Genomic DNA, 18,006 nt, shown 5'->3' on the forward strand with positions numbered 1-18,006 from the left:
CACCGCCCATTCCATCCGGAGAGTTCGCATGACCATCGGAAAGGCCCGCCACCGCCCCGCGCGCGCCATCTTGGCCGCCGCCATCGGTCTGGCGATCTTCGCAGGCTCGGCGCACGCGCAAAGCGCGCCCTCGGATAACGCCACGATCAACCTCGTCCGCTTGCTGGTGAAACGTGGCGTGCTGACACAGTCGGACGCGGACGGCCTCATCGCGCAGGCGAACGCCGAAGCCGCCCAGGCACAGAAGCTGGTGGGTACGGCCAACGCCGCGCCGGCCGCGCCGGGCCAGGTGCGCGTCACCTACGTACCGGAAGTGGTACGCAACCAGATCAAGGACGAACTGCGCCAGGAAGTGGTCGCACAGGCCAGGACGGAGCATTGGGCCGAGCCGGGCAAGTTGCCGGAGTGGCTCGACCGGATCAGCTGGTCCGGCGATATGCGCGTGCGCGATGAGTTCCACTACTACGACAAGGGCAACGCCTATCCGGTCGTCGACTTCGCGCAACTGAACCGTACCGGTCCCTACGATCTCAACGGCGCGAATCCGCCGCCGTTGCTGAACACCCTGGAGAACCGCACCAACTCGTTGCGCATCCGTGCACGGCTGGGCGTGAACGTCGACCTGGGCAACGACGTGACCGCGGGTATCCGCATCGGGACGGGCAACGACAACAATCCGGTCTCCACCACGCAGACCCTCGGCGGCGGCCTGGCCAAGAAGGACCTCTGGCTCGACCAGGCCTGGCTGGCATGGAAGCCGACCGACTGGGCGCAGGTGATCGGCGGACGCATGCCCAACCCCTTCATGAGCACCGACCTGGTCTACTCCAACGACCTGAACTTCGACGGCATCGTCGGCAAGTTCAACGTACCGGTGACCGACGAGATCGGCGCGTTCGCCAACGTCGGCATGTTCCCGATCGAGTACCAGGCCGACGACTTCCCCTCGCAGCAGGGCATCAAGAACGCGAGCCGGGACAAGTGGATGACGGGTGCGCAGCTCGGCGGCACATGGCGCTTCAACGAGGATACGCAGTGGAAGCTGGCGCTCGCCTACTACCGCTTCGACCATATGCGCGGCGAGCTGTCGTCGCCGTGCTCGATCTACCTCGGCGTGAACTTCTGCGACACCGACGCCACGCGCTCGGCCTTCATGCAGAAGGGCAATTCGCTGTTCCTGATCCGCGATATCGTGCCGGACCCGAACTCGCCCAGCAGCTACGCCCAGCCGCAATTCGTGGGCCTGGTCTATGACTACCACGTGGCCGACGTGAACACGCAGCTGGACATGAAGGTAGCCGATACGCCGCTGCGTCTCGAGGCCGACTACATCCGCAACATGGCTTACCACCGCGCGGACGCGTTCCGTCCGGGCGTCGGGCTGAACCGCCTGGTCAACAATTTCGGTGCCGGCGATTTCAGTGAGAACACCTACAAGAGCGGCCCGGTGGGTTGGATGGTGCGCGCCACCCTCGGCGATGTGAATCCGCATGCGGCCGGCGAATGGAACGTGGCCCTGGCCTACAAATACCTGCAACCGGATGCCACCCTCGACGGCCTGACCGATACGGACTTCCACCTCGGTGGCACCAATGCCAAGGGCTTCATCCTCGGCGGCAGCTACGGCATCTCGCCGTACGCCTGGCTGAGCGCGCGCTACTTCAACGCGAAGGAAGTGTTCGGGCCGCCGCTGTCGATCGACGTCTTCCAGCTCGAAATGAATGCCCGGTTCTAAGGAGGCGACATGAAACGCACCCTCATCGCCATCGCGCTGTTCGCCGTGCTGCCGCAGGCGTTCTCACAGACCGCCAGCCTGGAAAGCCGCATGCGCGACCAGCTGCGCGAGACGCGCACGCAACTGCAGGAGCTCCAGGCGCAGCAATCGCAGTGGGCCGCCGAGAAGGCCGCACTGGAGAAGGAGCGCGACGACGCGAAGAAGGAAGCCGAGACGGCGCGCGCAGGGGCGAAGTCTTCGTCGGCCGTGTCGCCGGAAGCGAGCCGAGCATTGGCCACGGAGCGGCAGCGTCGCGAGGCGGCGGAGGCCAGCCTGCAACGAGGCAAGGCAGACATGGATGCGTCCGCGGTCGCGCTGCGCACGGCGGAAGCCGAGCGCGCGCGGCTTGCCAGGGAACTCGACGCGGCGAAGGGGCAGGTGGATGCCTGCACCGCCCGCAACGTGCAGATGTACCGCGTGGGCCAGGAAGTGATCGCGGCCTACGAGAACATCGATATGGGCGACATCGTCGGTTCGCGCCAGCCGTTCGCCGCGAAATCGCGGGTGAAGCTGGAAGCGGCGGCGCAGTCGTTCGGCGACAGGCTTTACGAGCAGCGTTTCGATCCCCGTGCCGGCCAGGCATCGGCCGCGCAATGACACCGCATCGCGAGGCAGTCCATGTATCCCGATCATGAGCTTTCGTCGCTGCCCGAATACCGCGCACCACGGCCGCGTCCGTCGCGTGCGCGCGCCGAGGTGGATGCGCGGACCTGTGGCATGAGCTGCATGCACGCGCTCGCCGAAATGCTGCGGCAGCTGTACGCGGCCCGACAGGGCAGGGCGGCGGACGTGCTGATGGACCGCTGCTCTCGCGAGGCACTGGAAAAGCTGCTTCGCGAATCCTCGGCCTTCCTTGGATCAAGGGTGCGTTACGCGGTGGAAGACCGCCTGCGTCACCGCAAGCCGCAACTGGACGACACCGCGCTGCCGACGATCCGCGCGATCGCCAGCGTGCTCAACGCGTGGTTGCACGACGGGCGCCGCCTGGCGATCCGGTCGGTTCTGCGCGAACTCAGCGACGAAGAGCTGAAAGAGCTCGCGGCGCTGCCTGAACTCAATGATGAAGTGGCGACGATGACCGGTGATTTCTCATGATGGTTCGTACGAAGACCCCCAGCGACACCCGTCAGCCGAATTCGGTCAAGCCACGCCCGGCCCTGCGCCGGCGGGCGATGTGCCAGTTCATCGCCTTGGCACTGTTCGGTGGCGCCGCGCACGCGGCGACGCCGCCAGCGTTCAGCCCCGGATGGTTCGCCACCAAGCAGCCGGGTACCACGCAGCCGGCCGCGCCTTCGCCAGGCGGTGGCGCGGCGGGTAACGGCGGCAACGTCTTCACGCCCGGCAACGTGATGCTGCAGCAACGCGTGCAACAGTCGATCGCCAACCTCGATGCCGCCGCGCAGGCCGTCGCGGCGCAGATGAGTGCGCAGAAGAGCGCCCAGGCCGCCGCCCAGGCGCTGGCCTCCAACCTGCCCGACGGTCTGGGCAAGGGTGGCCTGCAGGTCGACAGCCACGCCGGTAGCGACCCCTCGCTGTGGCAGAACGCCAACGCGCCGACGCAATCCGTCGCGAGCGGTCAGACCACGGTGCAGATCAAGCAGAACGCGCCCAAGGCCATCATGACCTGGGAGACGTTCAACGTCGGCCGCCATACGACCGTGCATTTCGACCAGACGGGCGGTACGCGGACCGATGGCAGCAACCAGTGGATCGCGCTGAACCGTGTCAACGATCCGTCGGGGAAGCCGAGCGAGATCCTCGGCCAGATCAAGGCGGAGGGTACGGTTTATCTGCTCAACCGCAACGGCATGATCTTTGGCGGCGGTGCGCAGGTGGATACGCATTCTTTGATCGCCAGTTCGTTGGATTTGTTCAGTACCGATGTGAAGAAAAGCAATGCGTTCTTTCTGAAGAATGGCATTGGCGCCACGCAGGACAACGAGAACATCCTCGGTCTCGATGGAGGGGTCGCGGGCTTCCTGGTGAGTGGGGCGTTAGAGGGCCGCAGCGAAGACCACCGTGGTGGGATCACGGTAGAGGCGGGCGCGTCTGTCAATGCGACGAAGAATGGTTTTGTCATCGTCGCGGCCACCGGGGTCCAGCAGGATGGCCGGATAACCGCGGATGACGGGCAGGTAATCCTCGCCGCGGCACCGGGTCTCGTCGCAAAGTCGAACTCGACGGGTGCGCTTGCGGTGGGGGCGAGCGAAGCTTCTTCCGCGCCGCTGTTCGACCCCCATATGGACGTGATCAATACAGGTCTTGTCCAGGCCCGGCGAGGGAGCATTCAGTGGATCGGCGATGCGATGGAGCAGGCGGGTGTGGTGGTGAGTTCCACCAGCCTCAGCCATCCGGGAAGTATTTCCTTCAGCCTCGTGACCGGTGCCGCGAAGCCCATCGTCTTTGGTGGTCGCTCGGTCACCACGGTCCTTCCCGAAAAGGACGGTGAAACCACGACCTCGTCACCGTCGGCCGACGCCGCCTTCGTGACCAGCAGGGTAGACGTCGGGCTCGATGCCGTCATGCAGAGCGGCGCATTGATGGAAGTGCCTGCCGGCCACGTGACGTTCTCACGTGATGCCTACATCGACGATGGCGCGATCATCGATGTCTCCGGGCTTGCCAACATCACCCTGCCGATGTCCGCGCTGCTGGTGACCATTCCACGTATCGGCCTGAACGAACTCGCCAACTCGCCGCTGCTTCGGAACAGCTTCCTCTACACGGCGAAGAACGTGGCGGTCGACACGTCGCGCAGCGGCACGCGCCCTGACGGCCTGGATTGGGTGGGAAGCCCGGTACTGAACGTGGCCGGTTACGTCAGCAATGTACCGCGTGACATCCAGCAGCTGATGATCAATGCGGGCACGATAGCCTTCCAGAACAATGCCGTCATTCGCACGGGTGCGCAGCTTCGCCTGGAAGGCGGTTTCATCAACTACCTGCCGGGCTACGTCCAGACGCCTCGTTTGCAGGGCGCCAACGGGCTTATCTACGACATCGCCGCCGCCGATCCCGACGTGCAGTACGCGGGGTTCGCAGGCATCTTCGATAGCGAGCACGCCCGCTGGGGCGTGACCGAATCCTTCGTGTCCAGCCCGTTGTTGGCGAACATGAGGCGCTGGGATTCCGGCTTCATCAAGGGAGGGGACGCGGGCACGCTCTCCTTTGGACTGAGCACGGATGACGGACACGCTTACCAGTTCATCATCGATGGCGATGTCAGTGCGCACGCCTACGCCGGCCGTGAGCAGGTCGCCAACGGCTCCGAACCGCTGGCGGGTACGCTCGACATCCGCTCGCGCGATCTCGCCTCGATGGGCGACAGCGTCAACATCGGCCAGTCGGTATCGGTCAATTACTTGATCGAAGACCGAAGCCAGCCGATCCAGGCCTTCGTTCCCGACTTCGACGAGGACAGTACGCTTCCTGCAAGAAACGGTGACCCCACCGATCCGGACAATCCGTCTTATTGGCTCCGGCTTTCGACCGCGATGATCGACAACGCGGGCTTCCGCCGGCTCAAGCTGAGTACACCGGGTACGGTGCTGTTGAAGGAAGGTTCCACCTTGCATCTCGCCGATGGTGGCGAAGTCGACATCGCCGGTACGAGCGTCGATATCCAGGGAACGATCGTCACCCATGGTGGCAGCATCACCCTCGGATCGCGCGGACAGGCGGGGATAAGGGCGGACAATCTTCCCACCTTCATCACCGTGGGGAGTGGCGGGCGCCTGGATACGAGCGGACTCTGGGTGAACGATACGGGTCGCCCTGCCGATGGAATCGAGGGCCGCGCGTTCATCGACGGCGGCTCGGTGACGTTGTCGGGCTGGAAGGGCGGAGAGCCGTCCACGGATGTCACTCCGGACATCACGATGGAACGCGGCAGCGTCATCGACGTCTCGGGCGGTGGGTATGTCGGTGTCGACGGGCGCCTTGCCATGGACGGTGACCTGCCTGCCGGACGGGGCGGTGACGTCACGGTGGCGACGCACACCGACGACGGCATGAACAAGTACGGCATCACGGCGGCACCCGTCGACCTGCTGGGCGGCACCATTTCGCTGGATGGAACCCTCATTGGCGGCGGCTTCTCCGGCGGCGGTACGCTCACCTTGCATGCGCCTCGAATCCAGGTGGGTGGAGCACCGGATGAGAACGGCGGGGCGTGGACGTTGTATCTCGATCCGGCGTTCTTCCGTGGACAGGGTTTCTCGGGCTACAACCTCGTTGCCGACACGGATGTCGTCGTCGCGCCAGGCACTTCTTTGGCCGTGCGGCCCGCCTACATGGTGGCTGACCGTTCCGCGCTTCTCACTCTCGGCAGCCGGACATCGCTGTTGCAATCGGGAGGCGATGGAATCGTCAGCATCGGCGACGTGGGTGCTTATGATAACTACCTGCATCGGCAGGCTGGCGACGGCATTTCATTTCAGGCGGGCCTCTACCAGATGTGGCAGGCACCGGCCCCCGGTAGCGACAGGAAGTACGCGGCCTATACCGGCTCCGTCATCATCGGAGATGGCGCAAGAGTCGACGTCGGTGCCGGCGATACCATCGCACTAAGCGGCGTCGGCAAGGTGGTTGTCGACGGTACGCTGGCTGCCAGGGGCGGCGACATCCTGCTGCACAACCTGGGCGACGGAGCGCACGTGCTGTCGGAGGGACGCGGCGTGTGGCTTGGCGCCGGTAGCGTCATCGACGCGAGTGGCATTTCCTTGCTGGACCCGGTCGCGCCAGCCCTGCCCGGGCTGGGGACCACCCCGGCGGAGCAGCGGACCGGTGTCGTACTTGACGGTGGCGACATCGAAGTGCAGTCCGATGCCTATGTTGTCGCGGAGCGGGGTGCCGTCGTGGATTTTTCGGGTACCAACGATACCTTCGACCTGCCCGCCGATGGGCGGCGCAATGGCGTGGTATCGACGGTATATCAGGCCACGCCGGTATGGAGCGACGGCGGGTCGTTCAGTCTCGAAGCCGCGAAAGGCCTTTTCTTCGACGCTTCGATCGACGGACACGGCGGCGCGGACACGGCGCGTGGTGGCCGGTTCAGCCTCGCGGCACGCTACCCGGCGGAGTTCGCACCGGGGCAGAACGTGCCTCTGTTTATTCAACAAAGCGGTTGGTTCGCTCCCGTCGATGCCGATCCATTGGCCCTGAAAGATCCAGGTGCGCCAGATGACGGCAATCTGCGCTTCGCCATCGACAGGCTCGAAGGTGCGGGGCTGGACGATGTGCTGATCGGCCGTTCGTTTGTCGACCATGACACGACGGTCAAGCCTGCCAGCGTGGTTTTCGCGGGCGACATCGCCCTTCACGCGTCTCGCAGCATCCAGGTGCAGGCGAGCACGTTGACGACCGCCGGGGCCGACGCACGGGCCGTGCCTTCCGCCGCCACGGTCGTCGGTGACGCCGGCACCGTGACCCTCTCGGCGCCGTATGTGTCGCTTCTCGGGATGGAAACGGTTGCCCGGCCGAGCGCGGTCGCCGGCAATGGAAGCCTCACGGTCAACGCGGACTTCATCGATATTGGCGGGCGCATTTCCCTTTCCGGTATCGGGAACGCGTCGTTCAACTCCAGCGGCGACGTTCGTTTCATCAATCCGCTCTCGGGTACCGAAGCCGGCTGGCTCTACAGCACGGGTGACATCGACTTCACCGGCACGCGTGTCTATCCCGCCACCGATTACCATTTCCTCGTCGACGCGACCAACTCGTCCGCGAAGACGACCATCACGTTCCACCAGGCATCCTCGACCGACAGCACGACGCCGCTTTCCGCAGGCGGCGTGCTTGCGGTGGGAGCCGACACCATCGAACAGCGGGGGACGCTGTGGGTTCCCTCCGGGTCGCTGGCGTTGGGCACGGACGATCCCGCGGCGACGCTCGCCGCGCTCGGACTCGACGCTTCGATCCCGCTCGGCGTGACGGGGCAGGTTCACCTCGCCCCGGGCAGCGTGACGTCCGTATCGCTCGATGGCGCCGTTGTGCCGTATGGCAGCACGGTCGATGGCAAGGACTGGCATTACGACGTTCCCAACGCGCTCACGGACAGGTTGCTCACCGCGCCGCCGGAGAAATCCATCTCCATTGCCGGCGGCAACGTGGCGGTGGACGGCGGAGCGCGTGTAGACCTGTCTGGTGGCGGCCATGTTCAGGCCAGTGAGTGGGTGCCGGGTACCGGCGGCTCGCGCGACGTGCTTTCGCAGTACCAGACGGATTTCAGCCAGTCCACGCAGGGCACCCAGGTTCCGCTGTACAGCGACGGCCGTGCCGTCTACGCCATCGTTCCCGGTTATCACGCACCGTTGTCGGCGCGCGACCTGGCGCTGGAGAATGGCACGGGCGCGGGTCCGGCCGTGGGGCAGGGCGTCTATCTTTCCGGCGTCCCCGGCCTGCCGGACGGTGTCTACACCTTGCTTCCGGCCCGTTATGCGACCTTGCCCGGCGCGTTCCGCGTCGTCCAGAACACGAGGGTCACCGATCCGGTCATCGGACGCGCGGCGACGGCGCCCGATGGCACCGTGGTCGCGTCGGGCTATTTCACCGATACGCTCACCGGGGCACGCGACGCACGTTCGAGCAGTTTTCTCGTGCAGTCCGCGAAGGTCTGGGGCCAGTACTCGGAATACTCACTGACATCGGCGGACACCTTCTTCGCCAATGCCGCCGCACGCGCGGGCGATGTCGCGCCGCAACTCGGCGCGGATGCGGGGCGCCTGACACTGGCGGCGACATCGTCGCTGACCCTGGGTGCCACGTTGGACGCGGCACCCGCGACGGGCGGCCGCGGCTCCCAGGTGGACATCGCAGGGGATGCCATCCAGGTTCTCGGCGGCGCAGGCGTGGCCCGCGACGGCTATCTGCATGTCGATGCCGACGACTTGTCCCAGCTGGGAGCGGGTAGCCTGCTGATCGGCGGCAAGCGCAGCCGCGAGTCCGATGGCGATCGGGTGGCCGTCATCGCGAGCGACGTGCTTCTTTCCAACGATGCGGCGCATGCATTGCAGGGCGCGGAGGTCATTCTCGCCGCGACGGACAACGTGACGCTCGATGCGGGAAGTTCACTTCGGGCCAACGCATCGACGGACGCGCCATCTCCCGCGCTCCTGATCGGTAACCTGGCGGTCAGCGGTTCCACGGCGACGAGCGGCGATGGCGCCCTGGTGCGCGTGTCCGGAACGGATGCCGCTCCGATCGTCCGGCACAACGTCACCGGCCTCGACGGCGCGGCGGGTGCTCCGGGCGGCAACCTGACGATAGGTGACGGCGCGTCCCTGGTATCGGGACAATCGATCAGCATGGACGCGACCGGCCTCACGTCGATCGCGGACCAGGCCAACCTGGGCGCGCCGTCCATCGACGTGACGGCGGGGCGCATGGCGCTTTCGGGTCGTGACCCGTCCACGCAGGACCAGGCCGGCCGTCTTCTCATCGGCCCGCATATCCTCGCCCAGCTCGCCGGCACCGAGATGACGGTGTTGCGTGGCCGGTCGGGCATCGACCTCGTCGGCGATGTCACCCTCGGTGTCTCGCATGCATTGACTCTGAGCACGCCGGAAATCGTCAGTGACGGTGGACGTGCCGTCCTCGCCGCCGACAGCGTGGTGCTGGAAAACGATACGGGCGTGGTCCCGGGAACCGTCGGGGCAGGCGGTGGCCACCTGCGTATCGACGCAGGCGATCTTCATACGGGCAACGGCGACCTCGCACTCGGTGGATTGGCCGACATCGAGATTCATGCCAGCCGTGGCATGTTCGCCTCGGGCACGGGCACCCTGAACACGGGTGCGGCCAACTTCGCTGCCGTCACCTCGCTGGTGTCGGTGGACAACGGTGCCGACGCACATTGGACGGGTCAAGGAGCATTCCAGCTGACGGGGCCCGCACAGGTTGACATTGGCGAAGCCGATGCGGCGGCGGGCAGGCTGGAGATCGAAGCGGCGGCGATCGACGTCGGCACGCGTGTGTCGGCACGTGGCGGGAAGCTCAGCCTCCACGCCGACACGGGCGATATCCAGGTGAATGACGGAGCGGTCATCGACCTCTCCGGACTGTCGTTGCCCTTCAACGACACGACGGTGAACGTGCCGGGAGGTTCGCTCGCGATCCGTGCGGACCAGGGTGATATTCGCGTGGACACGGGTGCGGACATCGATCTGCGCGGCGGCACCAAGGGTGGCAACGGAGGCAGGCTCGACCTTCGCGCGGAATCCGGGGTGATCGATCTCTCGGGCAGCCTGAGAGGGGCAGCGGCTTCCGGTTACCTGGGCGCCACGATGGCCATCGATTCCGCCGGTGCGTTCGACTTGGGCTCACTGGCCGGGGCGATGGCCGCGGGTGGCTTGGATGGCGGCGTATCGGTGCACACGCGCGAGGGCGATCTCGCGCTCGCCGCGGGACAGACACTTCATGCCCATCTCGTCGACCTTACGGCCGACGGCGGCAGCATAGGTATCGGTGGAACCATCGATGCATCGGGTACGTTTGGTGGGTCCATCGATCTCTTCGGTGCACGTGGCGTGGATATCGACGGTGTCCTCGACACCCACGCCTCGGCGCAAGGACGGCACGGTGGCGATATCCAGATTGGAACCTCCGGTACGGGCAACGGATCGCTGAATGGCCAGTATGGCTACCAGAATGTCGACGCCGCCGATGCCGGACATATCCGTATCGGCGCCGGCGCGCGCATCGAGCAAGGTGGCGACACGGCGAATGGCCGCCTCTATCTGCGGGCACCGCTCCTGTCCAACGGCGATACGCCGATCGATATCGCTGGAAGTGCAAGCTTCGCCCATACGCGCGATACGACGGTGGAGGTCTACGCCACCTGGGATACTCGCGATGTGGTCACCGACCCCACGAAGCACTTCGATGGCCTGGTCGATCCATCGGGCTGGTTCCGCGTCGACCCGACCACGGGAAAGGCGGTACTGGTAGACGGCGTCTTCACGGACGGCAACGGCGGAGCGGTGACGGGTCCCGACCCGGCCGACTTCGCCCAGGTCATGGATTTCCTCTCGCGTTATACCTTCACGCCCGCCGTCATCAACACGGATCACGCCACCTTCTACGGTTACGTCGGCGGTGAAGAAGCGCAGGGCGCGGGCACGCTCATGGGGTTCGTGCAATCGCCTGGTTTTACCTTCGAGTCGCGTCTCTCCGCGGCGCCTGGATTGCACGTCAGGCCAGGCATCGAGTTGCGTGCAGGTGACGACAACGGAAGTGCGGGTACCATCGACGTGCTCACGCCGTGGAACCTGGGCGCGGGCAAGCGCGACGCCAACGGCAACCTCGACCTCGTCTATCGTTACCAGGGACAGGCGCCGGTTCTGAGCTTGCGCGCGGCAGGCGATGTGAATGTCTACGCCAGCGTCACCGATGGGTTCTTCCAGGACGGCAATGCCGGCGGCGGTGCCGGTGCCACGCCGGACATGGCGGACTGGGCGGCGGCAAGCGCGGCGTGGACCACGGTGCTCGACCTCGGCAATGGCATCGATGGAACGCCCAACGCCATCGATGGAAGCCCCCTGGCCACGCCACCCGTGGAACTCACCTCGGGCGATCCGGTGGCAATCGCCGAGTACTACGGGCAGTACGTGGCATATGCGACCTACCTGTCCTCTGCGATTCCCGGCTTCGATCCGTATCATCCGGCGGACGTGATACTTGTAGGCCTCGGTTTGCCCAATCAGGTGCACGTGGAAAATGCACCGACGCCACCTCCTCTACCTACAAATCTCAACAGTTACGTGGGTTATCTCCAGGCGTACCAGGGATATCTCATGAAGGCCATCGATCCAGTAACCGGATCGGACTTCATGGGTACGCTGGCGGTGCCCGACAATTTTCAGGGATTGGTCGCTCCGCCGACGACGCTCGACCTGATCGATACAAGCGCTCCCGTAGACAACAGCCCGTCGCCGCATGCCGTAGGCACGAACCCATTACCGTTGCTGAGTGCGAGCCTCACCGGTGGATCGAGCAGTTCGTATCGTTTCGTCGCGGGTGCGGACCTCGGGTCATCGGACCCGCTGGCGACGATGGCGGGTGCTGTCGCGAACCTTCACCTCGGCGGCCACACGGAGTATCACGACCCCATCACCGGCAGGGTTCTCGCCGCACCGACGCTGGTCCGCACCGGTACGGGCGATATCGATATCGTCGCGGCGGGCGATGTGCGGTGGGACGATACGAAAGCCCCAGCCGCCGTGTACACCGCGGGCGAGGCGGCCGATGGCACTCAGACCGACACGGGCGCATCCATCCTCAGGCCCTCGACCAACGGCAACCTCATCGACTCGGCCACGCCCGAACTCGTGCTTTCCGGCGCGGTCAACCCGGTCAACGCGGGTCGCATCGGACTGCATGCGGGTGGTGACATCATCGGTTTACAGGACACCGTCGACGCCGACGGGTCGCTGACCGGGACCGCGGGTGCATCCACCGCGCAGTACTGGTGGCCGTGGATGCAGACGACGAACTCCGAGACGCGATCGTCGATCAACTTCGGTGCGTTCGACCAAGGAGTCATGAGTGCGGGCGGTGATGTCGACGTGTCGGCTGGTGGTGACATCCGCCAGCTTTCGGTGTCCTTGCCCACGACCTGGACGATCGCGACAGCCGGCGACGGCAGCCGCTCGCTGCAAACCCATGGCGGCGGCGATCTTGCCGTGCGCGCGGGTGGCGACATCCTCAGCGGCAGTTATTTCGTCGCGAAGGGGCAGGGCAGCATCCAGGCCGACGGCCGTATCGGTGCCGATTTTTCAATGAACTACACGGCTCCGGATGGCAGCCGCGGCACCATGCCCGTGTCCACGCTCATCGCCTTGCAGGACAGCCAATTGGACGTGCAGGCAGGCGGGTCGGTCAGCCTGGGCGGCATCTTCAATCCGTCCTGGCTCGACTCGGCGGCTGTGAACGAACTGGCGTCCGCGCATCATGCGGACGGCCAGTCGTATTCGGGTTCGTCCAGGATCGACGTCAGTGCCTATGGCGGCGACCTCACCTATGGCGACCTCACGGCACCTTTGCAGCTGATGGCAGCCGGCCTCAGCAGCCTGAACACGTCGACCAGCGACACCGCGGGTGACATCCTGCCTGCGACGGTAAACCTGGTGGCGGCGAATGGCAGCCTCGACCTTAAGGCATCAGGTGAACTCTTCCCTTCCACGAACGGAAATCTCGGTCTCCTCGCAAGAGATTCGATACGCGTGGATCTTCCCGCTAAGGGACTGGGATGGCGTTACTCGTGGGGCCTCATCGACGCTCCGCTGTCGTCCTTGACATCGCCGCTGAACCTGGCGCCGCTGGTCGATGCAAGCACGTCGGTGGCTGCACAGGTTAGGGCGAGTGGATATCTCGGCGTCGAATTGCTGGGCTCCCCGGAAACCCAGAGCTACGTTCATGCCGCTCAACCTTGGCACGTCGACGACACGCAGCCGGTTCGGATGTATGCATTGGATGGCGATATCGTCAATGGCATCGGTGGCGGTGTGGGCGGCGTCCTCCTTTCGACCTCGAAGACAACGCGTGTCAAGGCGGGACGTGACATCGTCGATCTGGCGTATCTCGGTCAGCAGCTCAGAGGGTCTGATATCTCGACGATTGAAGCCGGGCGCGATATTTACGACAGTCCGCTCACGACTGTGCCCAACATCGGGTATTCACCAGAGAAAGTCCTTCCAGCGCTTGTCCAGGCAGGGCCGGGTTACCTGTACGTGGAAGCCGGACGCGACCTTGGCCGGCTTGCGTCGCAAACCGAGTATTACGGTTTGCCCACCTTTGTAGGACAGCAGTACAGGGTGATCCCGGTGCTGTCATCGACCGGTGTAATCACTGGCATCGATACCGTCGGAAACGTGTACAACGGCAATCTCCCGGGCACCGGCACGTCGATCGTCGCCTCCTATGGTGTGGCCAACGGCATGGATCAAGCCGGGTTCATCGCCCGTTATATCGATCCGGCCGTGTCGAAACCCGCGGGCCTGGACGACGGGTCGAAGTCCCTGGTTTCCTTTGTGGAAAACTACGACGCGGGTCTTTCGATCCCCGGTGGCTCCGGTGCGCAGGGTGAGGCGCCGGTTTACTCGGTGGACGAGGCATGGCAGCGATTCCAGCAGTTGCCGGACGAGGCGAAGGCCATCTTCGTCCAGCAGACGCTCTTCCGCGTACTTACGCAGGTCGGCAAGGACTACGGGAACGAAGGAAGCTCGTTCGCCGGCATGTATTCGCGTGGTTACGACGCGCTCAACACCTTGTTCCCGGCCTCGTTGGGATATACGGCCAATGGCACGGAAGGCGGGACGAACGGCGCGTCGAACACGATTTCCACCGGTGACCTCGATATCCGCGGAAGCACGATCCAGACACAACGTGGTGGCGATATATCGATCGTGGCTCCCGGTGGCCAGGCGCTGCTCGGAAGCGCTTCGGCGCCACCGGTCGTGGTGGACCCGAACGGCAAGGTGCTGGCGGGTCCCAATACGCAAGGCATCCTGACCCTGCAGCAAGGCGACATCTCGATCTTCACCGATCGCAGCACGCTCCTTGCTCAGAGCCGTATTTTCACCGAGCAGGGTGGCGACGTGGTGATGTGGAGTTCGAACGGCGATATCAACGCGGGCAAGGGTGCCAAGACCAACAGCGAAATTCCTCCGGTCCGTTACCTCTGCACGGTGGACGCGTGGTGCCTGCAGGACCCGTCCGGGCAGGTGGCCGGTGCTGGCATCGCGACGCTGCAAACCGTTCCGGATGCGCCCGAGGGTTCGGTTTACCTGATGGCACCACGCGGCACGGTGGATGCCGGTGATGCGGGTATCCGTGTATCGGGCAATCTCGTGATCGCCGCGGCACACGTGGCCAATGCCGATAACGTACAGGTGAAGGGCGATTCGGTCGGTTTGCCCGTCGTGCAGAGTGTCAACGTCGGCGCGTTGAACGCCGCCAGTTCGGCGGCCAGTGCGGCGACGAAGGCGGCCGAGGACGTGGCACGCCAGCAACAGGCCGATTCGCGCGACCGCCTGCCTTCGATCATTTCCGTGCAGGTGATCGGTGCAAACAGCGGTGCAAGCGTGTCGCCTGCCGGCGGTAACGGGTACGACCCCGACAGCCCCGTGCAGGTCGTGCGCAAAGGTGCCGGAGATGGTCTCACCGATAGCGAACGCAGCCGCTTGCGATGAATGATGTGCGCGTGGGAATGACTATCGTCACCCACGCGCCATCATCGCTGTCACTGTCATCTCACTTGTCATTATCCAAACGTTGAAGTAGGCGTTAACGCTGTCATCGTGTTGGCATGTATCGCGACATCGCCACGTCATTACAGGGACAACTCCCGACCCAATAATCGATATGCCTCCACATGGAGGTTCATCGACTAGGGGTAATACCATGTTCAAGCGTAATGCTAAGGGGAACACCCGCACCAAGCTTGTTACGGGCGCCGTCATGCTGGTCCTCGGCCTTTCGGCCGCTGGCACGGCAATGAGCACGGACACCTTCGGCGGCGGCGCGACACTGCCGGCCGGTGGTTATGTCGGCTTCAATTTCCTCAATCCCGCTCTTAAGCAGTCGGCCAACACCGCGTTCCCGACTTCGGGCGCCGCCGCTGTCAGCACCACGTCGTTGTTCGGTGCCTGGGCTGCGCGTACTGGCAACAAGGTGTCGTACTGCCAGACCGGCAGCGGTAACGGCAAGAAGATCTTCGACAACTCCGACGGTACGAACCACCTCACGGCCATCGGTGCTTGCGACGGTACGACCATCGGCTTCGGTGCGCCTTCCAGCATCCTGGTGAATCCGCACTTCGCGGGAAGCGATGCTCCGATGTCCGCCACCGAGTACAACTGGTTCGACGTCACGGGCGGCAAGAAGACGCAGTATGGCGAGCCGGTGCAGTTCCCGGCGGTGGCCGGCTCGATCGCGGTGATCTATCGCAAGGACAGCCTGTCGACCCCGCTGAGCCTGACCTCCGCGCAGGTCTGCGGCGTGTTCAACGGTTCGATCACGCAGTGGTCGGCGCTGACGGGCAACGCGAGCGACACGTCGACGATCAAGGTCGCGTTCCGTTCCGACGGTAGCGGCACCAGCTTCTCGCTGGCTAACCACATGGCCGCTGCTTGCGCCGGCACGGCCTCGCAGCACTTCATCGTCGACCAGTCGTTCGCCACGGCGATCAGCCAGTACAAGCCGACCATCCCGTCGGGTTGGGTGGGCGCCAGCGGCAACCCGGCCGTCGTCGCCGCCGTCGAAAGTGCCGATGGCACGATCGGCTACGCCGAATCGGCCAACCTGAAGGCGGCCGCTTCCACTGTGCCGCACGTCAAGTACGCCACGGTCGGAGGCAAGGACCCGTATGCCGACTTCCCGGCATCGCTGGCCGTGCTGGTCAGCTCCGATCGCGTCCTCAGCGGTGTGAACGCCACCACCGGTCGCCCGGTGACGGCTGCGCTCACCCCGTTCGGCCAGACCGGTTGCATGCTCCTGGTCGACCCGGCCGGCTACGCCAACATCACCTCGCGCTATCCGATCATGGCCGTGTCGTACCTGATCGCCAATAACAAGGGCAACACCTCGACCGACGTCGGCGCCGTGCGCGGCCTCGTCGGTTCGGCGTATGCCGACCACACCACGGACGGCGTGACCACCATCGGCGCGAACACGGGCTATGCGTTCCTGTCGTCGACCGCGTTGACCCAGGCCAAGGTCGATTCCTGCGTCAACATCTGATCAGCACTAGCGGTTTTTCATGGATGAAACGGGGAAGGGGTCTTCGGACCCCTTCCTTTCTCGATGGGGTATTTGAAAGAACTAGCGTTCGCCAGCGCTATGCCTCCACAGCAAGGTTCACCAACCAGGGGTAATACGATGTTCAAGTGCATTGCCATGGGAGGCGTCAGCACGAGATTCGTGACGGCCGCAGTCATGTTGGTCCTTGGCTTCTCGGCCGCTAGTGCTGCCATGGGCACGGATGTGTTCGGTGGTGGAGCGACGCTACCGGCCGGTGCGTACGTCGGCTTCAATTTCCTCAATCCCGCTCTCAAGCAGTCGGCCAACACCGCGTTCCCGACCTCGGGCGTCGCCGCTGTCAGCAGTACCTCGCTGTTTGGCGCCTGGGCCGCACGTACTGGTAACAAGGTGTCCTACTGCCAGACCGGTAGCAGCAACGGCAAGAAGATCTTCGATAACTTCGATGGTACCAACCATTTCACGGCCATCGGTGCGTGCGACGGTACGTCCATCGGCTTCGGTGCGCCTTCCAACATCCTGGTGAATCCGCACTTCGCCGGAAGCGATGCACCAATGTCGGTTGCTGATTACAGTGGATTCTTAATGGGTGGCAAGGTAGTAGCCAATGGCCAGCCCGTGCAGTTTCCGACGCTGGCTGGCTCGATCGCGGTGATCTATCGCAAGGACAGCCTGTCGACCCCGCTGAACCTCACCTCCGCGCAGGTCTGCGGCGTGTTCAACGGTTCGATCACGCAGTGGTCGGCGCTGACGGGCAACGCGAGCGACACGTCGACGATCAAGGTCGCGTTCCGTTCCGACGGTAGCGGCACCAGCTTCTCGCTGGCTAACCACATGGCCGCTGCTTGCGCCGGCACGGCCTCGCAGCACTTCATCGTCGACCAGTCGTTCGCCACGGCGATCAGCCAGTACAAGCCGACCATCCCGTCGGGTTGGGTGGGCGTCACCGGCAGCCCGACCGTCGTCGCCGCCGTCGAAAGTGCCGATGGCACGATCGGGTACGCCGAATCGGCCAACCTGAAGGCGGCCGCTTCCACTGTGCCGCACGTCAAGTACGCCACGGTCGGCGGCAAGGACCCGTATGCCGACTTTCCGGCGTCGCTGGCCGTGCTTTGGCTTATCGATCGGGCTCTTTCGGCGGTTCCGGACGCCAAGAGTGGTCGTCCGATCGTCGCCGCAGTTACACCAAATGTTGCGCCGCGGTGCCTTCTTCTAGTCGATCCGGCCGCCTACGCCAACATTACTTCGCGTTACCCAATCATGGGCGTGTCGTACTTGCTCGCCAATTACCAGGGTAATGGTGCAGATGTGGCAGCCGTGCGCGGACTGATCGGTTCTGCGTATGGTGATCATTCCAACGTAGACACCGTCGGACCTAATACCGGCTATGCCTTTTTGTTTGGCGGACCCTTGTTAAATCAGGACGCGGTTGACGCATGCGTCAATCCGTGAACTGTGCTGAAAGATATGACCTTGCC

At 64.5% G+C, this 18,006-nt stretch carries 6 protein-coding genes; all 6 read left to right on the forward strand.

The window, feature by feature from the left end; all coding sequences use genetic code 11:
- Positions 1 to 28: 28 nt before the first annotated feature.
- Positions 29 to 1,735 carry a putative porin gene (locus tag ACN9M2_RS08965; RefSeq protein ID WP_426287723.1) on the forward strand — a complete coding sequence of 569 codons (1,707 nt, stop codon included), beginning with the start codon at positions 29 to 31 and terminating at the stop codon, positions 1,733 to 1,735.
- Positions 1,736 to 1,744: 9 nt separating this feature from the next.
- The gene (locus ACN9M2_RS08970) at positions 1,745 to 2,371 is read left to right on the forward strand and encodes a hypothetical protein (RefSeq protein WP_426287724.1); all 627 of its coding nucleotides are present in this window, start codon (positions 1,745 to 1,747) and stop codon (positions 2,369 to 2,371) included.
- 21 nt (positions 2,372 to 2,392) lie between these two features.
- On the forward strand, positions 2,393 to 2,869 hold the full coding sequence (locus ACN9M2_RS08975) for a hypothetical protein (RefSeq protein WP_426287725.1): 477 nt from the start codon (positions 2,393 to 2,395) through the stop codon (positions 2,867 to 2,869).
- Entirely contained in the window at positions 2,866 to 14,961 is a 12,096-nt protein-coding gene (locus tag ACN9M2_RS08980; protein ID WP_426287726.1) for a filamentous haemagglutinin family protein, read from the forward strand. The genes ACN9M2_RS08975 and ACN9M2_RS08980 overlap by 4 nt, the downstream gene beginning before the upstream one ends.
- Before the next feature lie 268 nt (positions 14,962 to 15,229).
- Positions 15,230 to 16,510, forward strand: coding sequence for a substrate-binding domain-containing protein (locus ACN9M2_RS08985; RefSeq protein ID WP_426287727.1), 1,281 nt, complete (start codon positions 15,230 to 15,232; stop codon positions 16,508 to 16,510).
- 138 nt (positions 16,511 to 16,648) lie between these two features.
- Complete coding sequence (locus tag ACN9M2_RS08990; RefSeq protein WP_426287728.1) at positions 16,649 to 17,980, forward strand: substrate-binding domain-containing protein; 1,332 nt, start codon at positions 16,649 to 16,651, stop codon at positions 17,978 to 17,980.
- Positions 17,981 to 18,006: the final 26 nt, after the last annotated feature.

Origin of the sequence: Luteibacter sp. E-22 (assembly GCF_049913125.1) — a bacterium.
In the GTDB taxonomy this organism is placed as follows: Bacteria; Pseudomonadota; Gammaproteobacteria; order Xanthomonadales; family Rhodanobacteraceae; genus Luteibacter.